The organism is Parabacteroides sp. Y3-G-102, from assembly GCF_023656845.1.
Lineage (GTDB): Bacteria > Bacteroidota > Bacteroidia > Bacteroidales > Tannerellaceae > Parabacteroides > Parabacteroides distasonis.
Window position 1 is genome coordinate 143,796 of sequence record NZ_JAMOKU010000006.1, and the last position, 8,075, is coordinate 151,870.

The window sequence follows — 8,075 nt, forward strand, 5'->3', positions numbered from 1 at the left end:
CGATTAATTATTGAAAGTCACGGAGATACCCATTTTCAAGACCATCGGGTCCAACGGATAATGCGCAAGAGAGAAGTAATTCGGGTCAACGAACTTAGAGCCTAGATTGTATGCCATGATGAAGAAGCGAGCTTGCTTCAAATGGAAATTCGCATAAGCGTTGATCAACGGATAATTACCGACCTTCACTTTCTTGTCTTCTTCCTGTACTTGGAACTGCTGGGTAGCCGGCTCGTAATAAGGAGCGTAATAAGCGGTGTTGTAGTATATGTTCGCGCCAATCTGTACGGTTAATACTTTCGCCAACTTAAACGCTAGATATATATTCGAGTATGCGCTGATATCCGGCAACGGAAGTTGAGACTTCTCGCTAGAAAGCTGATAGGCCACCTCATTCTCCCATCCGAACGCACGATACATGATATCTTGCTTGATACGGGCTGAGACAACTTGGATGTTCTTATTGCTTTGCTCCGGCAAACCTTTACCGTTGAAAAATACATAATTCTGGATACTTTCCACTCCTCCGGATAACTGGGTACGGGTGGATTCCAAGTTGATTTTCGCTCCGGCGTAAATCCTTTGCACATTTTTCAATGATAGATCCCACCAATAGTAACGCCCATGATGGTGACGTTGGTAAAACGCCGGGGTGATATTCTTGATATATCCTTCCGCCTTGATAGTAGCGTCTTTCTTGAAAAGCTTGAATTTTGTTTGTAGATCTCCGCTCACTCGAACCTCTCCGGCGTCACTTCCCGCAAGTCCTAATTCTCCACGGACATTGTAGGTAAGAAGGCTACCACGGCGTTTGGATAATTCGCCTCCGATGTAGGTCGTAAACTCATCATATACCTCGGAAGTAGGGAAATTTAATGTACTCGGCTCAGAGCTTCCACGACCATCCGGACCGTAATCCAGTCCGGGAACTTGGGATGCCAATCTAAACCGGCGTTTCTCGAAAGTAACGAAGGCGGTCAGCCCGAACTTAGCCCAATCTTGGAAACCTTCCCGCAAGGCCAACGCAAAAGTATTCTTTAAATTCCATGAGGAAGTCTGGTCATTCAAAGATGCGTCCATACCATAAAGATGAGTGTAGCAGGTATCGATCCCGGCATCATTAGAGATAAAGCGTCTGCGGTTATCTTCGTAATCGATGGTATGGATGATACTGGAAACCGGAATGAATACCTCTTTTATGTTCCCTTCCTCATCGGTTTCTTCCAATTCTTTGGTAAAACCGAGATTGTATCTCTGTGTCAGGAAATATTGTTTTCCACGGACACGGTTCCATGTGTCCGTGTAACGGACAGGGTATGATTTACTATCGATATTTCTTTGATTCTCGGCCAAGTCATCGGGATTCGTGATATACTGGTCATTTGTAAGTCCACCGTTCTCGTAGTTTACGAAATTGAAATTACTTAAATAAGCGTTTAACTCGTAACGGTCGGTGATATAACTTCCGAAAAAACGATAACTTAATAATTTATTACCGTTGGAGTTATAATATCCGCGGCTATAGATATAATCCATCTCGCCACCGACATTGATCTTTTTGCCAAAGTTCATGGTCAATACCCCTTTCAGTCGGTCCATCTTATTCTGGCTGGCTCCTCCTGTCGTATAAGTCACTTGGGTATAGGGTACTTTGGTATCGTAGAAATAAGCGTTTGTTGGGGTCGTGATATAATAATCATAGGCATCGGCGAAGATGAAATCACGTTCCTCCTTACGTTCGTTAAAAATACGGGTTTGCGCCGGCGATCCCACATTCGCCAGATAACCTACGGCCAATGAGTTCGCTTCCACCAACGTACTATTCCCGAAATTTAATCGATTGGTATCCATAGGAGCGATATAACGTTCTCCCAAAAGAGGCGTGAGCCGATAACCGATGATTCGTTTTGATTTCAGCGCCGCGCTATCTGTTTGCAGCAAGCTATCCGGTATTTCCTTGTTTGAGGATGATAAATTAGATAACGAGAATCCACCTCGTCCTCCCCGGCTCCCGGAACGTCCTTGCGCATGCGCGGAAGCCGCCGTTCCTATCAGAAAAAGTAATATGTATAGATAATACTTCATGGGTTGCAAAGATATAACAAAAAATAATGTGCCAATTATAAAATATGCCAATATGCCAATCAGAAAACTTAATTGGCTTATCGGCATATCAATGAATGAGCTTCTTATATTTTCTGTATAATCTCCATTCCTTTCTTAATGGCAGCCTCGTTCATCGGCAACAAATGATGGTGACGCTCGGGCAAGGATTTCTTCAATCCTAGCATGACGTTCTCCAATTGAACCATCGGGACGATATTAAGCAACCCGCCTAAGATCAACATATTGAATGCCTTCTCGTTCTTCATCTCGGTAGCGGCGTCCATGGCATCTACCCGATATACGTTAATATCCGTACGCTTTGCGGGCGTATGGATGCCATAACCATCGTAAATCAAAATACCGCCCGGTTTCACCTTGTTCTCGAACTTATCCATGGAAGGTTGGTTCAAGATAATAGCGATATCATATTCATTCAATACGGGTGAGCTGATACGCTCGTCGCTCAAGATAACGGTTACGTTGGCCGTACCGCCACGTTGCTCAGGTCCGTATGAAGGCATCCAGCTAACCTCCTTGCCTTCCATCAAACCGGAATAGGCCAAGATCTTACCCATAGACAATACACCTTGTCCACCGAAGCCTGCTATAATTATTTCTTGTTTCATTGTCGTTTACCGTATTACTTATTCAACATTCTTTAAGTCGCCCAGCGGGTAGAAGGGGAACATGTTCGCTTCCATCCATTTATTGGCTTTTTCCGGAGTCATCTTCCAGCCGGATGAGCAAGTGGAGACGAACTCTACCACAGAAGTACCCTTACCGGCCATAGCGTTCTCGAAAGCCTTACGAAGCATCTTCTTCGCTTTCCGTACGGCTGCGGCTGTCTGTACGCTTTGGCGTGTTACCAAGCAAGTTCCTTCCAATTGGGCTAATAAATCACCGATCTTCAGCGGGTAACCGTTCAAGGCGATGTTGCGTCCGTAAGGACAGGTAGCCGTGGGCATACCTTCCAGTGTAGTCGGAGCCATCTGTCCGCCGGTCATACCATAGATCGCGTTATTTACGAATACGATCACGATATTCTCGCCACGGTTGGCTGCATGAATCGTTTCGGCCGTACCGATAGCCGCCAAGTCACCATCTCCTTGATACGTGAATACCATCTTCTCCGGATTCAAGCGTTTAACGGCGGAAGCGATGGCTGGCGCACGTCCGTGGGCTGCCTCGATCCAATCGATATCCAAGTAGTTATATGCGAATACGGCACATCCCACGGGGGAGATACCGATTGTCTTATCTTCCAGACCCATATCGGCTATAACCTCGGCGATTAGCTTATGTATCACACCGTGGCTGCAACCGGGGCAGTAGTGCATGGGATTTTCATTCATCAATCTGGGCTTTTCATACACCAGATTTTCCGGTTTAATTATATCGTTGAGTTCCATAATCTTTAATTATTAATGTATATATCTTAAGACATATTGCACCAGCCGCAATACGATCGCCGCCCCGCCACAATACAAGAATACGGCCTTATCGCTAACAGCGAAGTAACATACCACGGCAGCTATGGCCAGTAGCATAAAAACCAGCGTCAATATCTCGTCAGCTTTACTTCCTCGTGTCATACGGATCAGAATAATTTTTCCTTCAGCGCGTTCAATACCTCATCCGGGGTGAATACGATTCCACCCAATCGGCCAAAGTGCTCTACCTTCACCTTACCATTTACGGCTAGGCGAACGTCCTCTACCATCTGTCCGGCGTTCAACTCAACCGATAACATACCTTTTACCTTATCCGCATAAGCGGCGATCACTTTTGTCGGGAACGGCCATAACGTGATCGGGCGTAACAAGCCAAGCTTGATACCTTCCGCACGGGCGATCTCAACTACCTTCTGGCAAATACGGGCGGAAGAACCGAATGCGATCAATAGATAATCAGCGTCCTCACATTGGAACTCCTCGTAACGAACCTCGTTTTCCTCGATCTTGCGATATTTCGCTTGGAAACGGATATTGTTCTCTTCCATCTTCGCCGGGTCTAGCTCCAAGGAAGTGATGACGTTACCTTTGCGTCCTCCCTTCTTTCCTTGTACGGCCCAAGGACATTGAGCGATAATCTCTTCCTCGGTACGGCGGGGTTGATAGGGAGGCATAACCACTTTCTCCATCATCTGTCCGATGATACCGTCCGCCAAGATAATAGCGGGGTTATTGTATTTGAAAGCCAGATCAAAACCAAGGCCTACGAAATCGGCCATCTCCTGTACGGAAGAGGGAGCTAAGGTTATCAAGCGGTAATCGCCATGACCACCGCCTTTCACGGTCTGGAAATAATCAGCCTGACTCGGCTGGATCGTTCCTAATCCGGGACCGCCACGCATAACGTTCACGATCAGACAAGGAAGCTCCGCTCCTGCGATATAAGAGATACCTTCTTGTTTCAAGCTCACGCCCGGACTGGAAGAAGAGGTCATCACTTTCTTTCCGGAACCGGCTCCGCCGTATACCATATTAATAGCGGCTACCTCGCTCTCCGCTTGTAAGACTACCATGCCGGTCTTTTCCCACGGCATCTCTGCCATAAGGGTTTCCAATATCTCCGACTGCGGAGTGATCGGATAGCCGAAGTAACCGTCCACGCCATAGCGGATAGCCGCATGGGCGATGGCCTCGTTACCCTTCATTAATTTTATATCTTCTGCCATATCTTGATATAACTTTATATTTTTACTTTGTAGATCGTTAGACAACCGTCCGGACAAACTAACCCGCAACTAGCGCAACCGATGCATGCGTCCGGGTTCTTCATGTACACATAGTGATACCCCTTGTTGTTTACTTCTCGTGGGTGCAACTCCAGTACATCCGACGGGCAGGCTACTACACAAAGGTTACATCCCTTGCAGCGCTCTGTGTTTACAACAACAGCTCCTTTTATTTTCGCCATAATACTTGTTTATTTAAAATCTAAATGTAACACATTTCTATTGAGGCATCAAAGTTAGTAAAAAATTACTCGTTGCCAAGATTATAACGTTTCATTTTGTTGAATAGCGTCTTTCTACTGATATTTAAAGCCTCGGCGGTCAGGGTACGGTTATAGTTATGCTTTTGCAGCGCGGACAGGATGCGGGCCTTCTCCGCCAAGGAGTTCGTATCACGGAGCGAGGTGTCTTCTTCCGCTTCCTGAGGAGCTGTCAGTCGCTCCATCTGGTAGCTTTTGATACGGGCGGGCAGATGTCCGGGATGGATTTGCCGGTCTACGCAGAGTATCATGGCGCTTTGTACGGCGTTCTCTAAATCCCGTACGTTACCGGGCCAGTCGTAGGCGCATAACTGATCCATAGCCTCGGGCGTGATGCTCTCGATCGAGAGATTGAGCAAGGAATTATGTTTGCGAAGGAAAAATGCGGCCAGCAACGGGATGTCCTCTTTCCGTTCCCTAAGGGGTGGAAGCTGTATGGTGAAGACATTCAGCCGATAGAGCAGGTCCAGACGGAATTTACCCAGTCTTACTTCTTCTTCCAAGTTCCGGTTCGTAGCCGCCACGATCCGGACATTGACGGGGATCGCTTTCTTGCCTCCGATGCGGGTAATCTTACGTTCTTCTAATACACGCAGTAATTTTACTTGGGCGTCTAGCGGGAGCTCGCCGATCTCGTCTAGGAACAGGGTACCGCCATTTGCCCGCTCGAACGTGCCGGCTTGTGTTTCCTTGGCATCGGTAAAGGCGCCTTTCTCATGCCCGAAAAGCTCGCTCTCCATCAAGGTGAGCGGGATCGCCCCACAGTTGATCGCCACGAAAGGCTGGCTCACGCGTTTACTCCGGTCGTGTATCGCCCAGGCGATCAGTTCCTTTCCGGTTCCACTCTCTCCGTGGATCAAGACGGTAGCGTCGGTTTCCGCCACCCGTTCCACTTGGAGCATGACCTGCCTCAGTCCGCTTTTCTCGCCGATGATACCGGTGTTCATATCTCCTAACTTGTTTTTCAAGTGCTTGATCTCGCCTTTCATCCGGCAATGCTCTACGGCACGGCTTACGGTAAGGAGCAACTTATCGTTGTCAAAAGGCTTCTCAATAAAATCGTAAGCGCCTTTCTTTACGGCATCTACCGCCAAGGAGACGGAACCGAAGGCGGTTATGAACACGACGACTTGGTTCGGGCATAGCCGTTTGATCTTCTCCAATGCCTCCACGCCGGTAAGCACCGGCATTTGCTGGTCTAGCAAGATCACGTCGGGACGGAAGGAGAGGAGGGCGTCTACGGCCTCTTGTCCGTTCGCGGCGGTTTGTACCTCGTATCCGTCTTCTTTCAAGAGCAGGGCGATCATCGCACGGATGCGCGGCTCGTCGTCGGCTACTACTATTTTTGCTTTCATACTATATATTGCGGTAACTTGATGGTGAAACATGTGCCTTTGCCGGGAGTACTGTGTACCTCGATCTCGCCCTCGTGGCGGTTGATGATACCGTAACAGATGGCGAGTCCTAAACCAGTCCCCTCGTCTTTAGTGGTGAAGAAGGGATTGAAGATGTGATCCAGATCTTTCTCGCTGATGCCTTTTCCGCTGTCCTCGAAGGAGAGGAGCAGGTAATGGGAATGATCGTCAATGGATGCTCCCTTCTCTATACTAATTATTAATGTACGTGAGCGTTCCGGGGGATTCTGGCTCATCGCCTCCACTGCGTTGAGGATGATGTTGAGAAATACTTGTTTGAGTTGCTCGGCATCCGCTTGCAAGGCGGTATTCTCATGGAAATATTCAAATTCCACCTCAACCTGTTGCTTCTTCAGCGTATTATGGACGAGTAGCAATGTCTGGTTGATCAATTGCTCCAGATTGACTTCCGATGAATTCAAGGCGGATGGACGGGCGAAAGAGAGCAGGCCTTGCACGATCTTGTTGATACGCTCCACCTCGGAGATGAGTTCCGTGGCCATCTCCGATTTCACGGGATCGGCCGAGAAATCCTTGCTTAAGTATTGGATCGTGCTACGAATGGCGGTCAGCGGGTTACGGATCTCGTGGGCGGCTCCGGCGGCCAGTTCCCCTAAAGTGGCGAGCCGGTCGGTCCGGTACATCTTCTTGATTCGTTCGGATTGGATCTCATAAAGGGAGGCATGTTCGATGGCGAATGCCGCTTGGTTGAACAAGAGGGAGAGAAGCCCCAGCTCATTCTCGGTAAAACCGGTGCGATCTGTCTTCTTTCCCAGCATAATCACGCCGCTCACCTTATTCATCACTTTGAGCGGGTAAATGAGCTCCGCTTGGAGTTGCTCCAGCTTCTCCCGCTCCTCGGCCGTGAAGTAATCCGCTATATCGGGATTTTGGGAGAGCAGAAGCGAGCGCTCGTTCACGAATAGCCAACTGATCAGTTTATCTTTTCCATTGAAAGAGAGGGAAGAGGATAACGGGCCGTCTTGCGGTTTATACTTTCCCGTATTCTCATCTAATAGAAAAAGATGAATGATTTCTACAGGGCATATCTGTCTGATCTTGGAGATAAAATTATTGATCAGTAGGGACTTATCTGCGATAAGCATCAAGGAACGGTTGAACTCGGAAAGCATCTTGCTGAGTTCGGGCTGCGGTGTATTTGTGTGTCGTTTGAATAAGGATAACATGCTTCTCGGATATTAGGATGGGCAAATGTACTCTTTTTGAGTAAGAATTTACCCGTTTTGAGTAAGGATATTACCCGTTACCCAAAGATGGAATATTCGCTGTTTGTGTATAATATTGTTTGTTAGTGAGTTATATGCTTTGGCACGGCGTTTGTATTCTATAGGGTAAAGAGGGATGATCTCTGGTATATTTGGGTAAAAGTTTACCGATACCCATTTAGTTTCCATAGGAGGGACTATGTTTTTCTGTCTTATGCTGATATAGGTAGACACATTCAATAACAATAAAATGTGTAATTATTATGCGCAAAAAACATGAGCATTACAGCGAAGAAGAGAAATTGCATCTTCTTCATTCTTATTATCAATC

At 47.4% G+C, this 8,075-nt stretch carries 8 protein-coding genes; all 8 read right to left on the reverse strand.

Features of this window, described 5'->3' with window-relative positions; genetic code table 11:
* Positions 1-3: 3 nt before the first annotated feature.
* The gene (locus NBH16_RS04615; RefSeq protein WP_250788186.1) at positions 4-2,085 is read right to left on the reverse strand and encodes a putative porin; all 2,082 of its coding nucleotides are present in this window, start codon (positions 2,083-2,085) and stop codon (positions 4-6) included.
* 104 nt (positions 2,086-2,189) lie between these two features.
* Complete coding sequence (locus NBH16_RS04620) at positions 2,190-2,732, reverse strand: 2-oxoacid:ferredoxin oxidoreductase subunit gamma family protein (protein ID WP_048927421.1); 543 nt, start codon at positions 2,730-2,732, stop codon at positions 2,190-2,192.
* Between the two features lie 18 nt (positions 2,733-2,750).
* Positions 2,751-3,515, reverse strand: a complete 765-nt coding sequence (locus NBH16_RS04625; protein ID WP_005856318.1) for a thiamine pyrophosphate-dependent enzyme — start codon at positions 3,513-3,515, stop codon at positions 2,751-2,753.
* Positions 3,516-3,527: 12 nt separating this feature from the next.
* Positions 3,528-3,698 (reverse strand): hypothetical protein, encoded by a 171-nt coding sequence (locus NBH16_RS04630; protein ID WP_005856320.1) that lies wholly within the window; start codon positions 3,696-3,698, stop codon positions 3,528-3,530.
* A gap of 5 nt (positions 3,699-3,703) precedes the next feature.
* Positions 3,704-4,783: a 3-methyl-2-oxobutanoate dehydrogenase subunit VorB gene (locus NBH16_RS04635; protein WP_250788187.1), complete on the reverse strand. Its 1,080-nt coding sequence runs from the start codon at positions 4,781-4,783 to the stop codon at positions 3,704-3,706.
* A 14-nt stretch (positions 4,784-4,797) separates the two neighbouring features.
* Positions 4,798-5,025 (reverse strand): 4Fe-4S dicluster domain-containing protein, encoded by a 228-nt coding sequence (locus NBH16_RS04640; RefSeq protein WP_005856324.1) that lies wholly within the window; start codon positions 5,023-5,025, stop codon positions 4,798-4,800.
* Positions 5,026-5,090: 65 nt separating this feature from the next.
* The gene (locus NBH16_RS04645; RefSeq protein ID WP_008771890.1) at positions 5,091-6,458 is read right to left on the reverse strand and encodes a sigma-54-dependent transcriptional regulator; all 1,368 of its coding nucleotides are present in this window, start codon (positions 6,456-6,458) and stop codon (positions 5,091-5,093) included.
* A complete protein-coding gene (locus tag NBH16_RS04650; protein ID WP_250788188.1) occupies positions 6,455-7,705 on the reverse strand; it encodes a GAF domain-containing sensor histidine kinase in 1,251 nt (416 codons plus the stop codon). Before NBH16_RS04650 ends, NBH16_RS04645 begins: the two co-directional genes overlap by 4 nt.
* Positions 7,706-8,075: the final 370 nt, after the last annotated feature.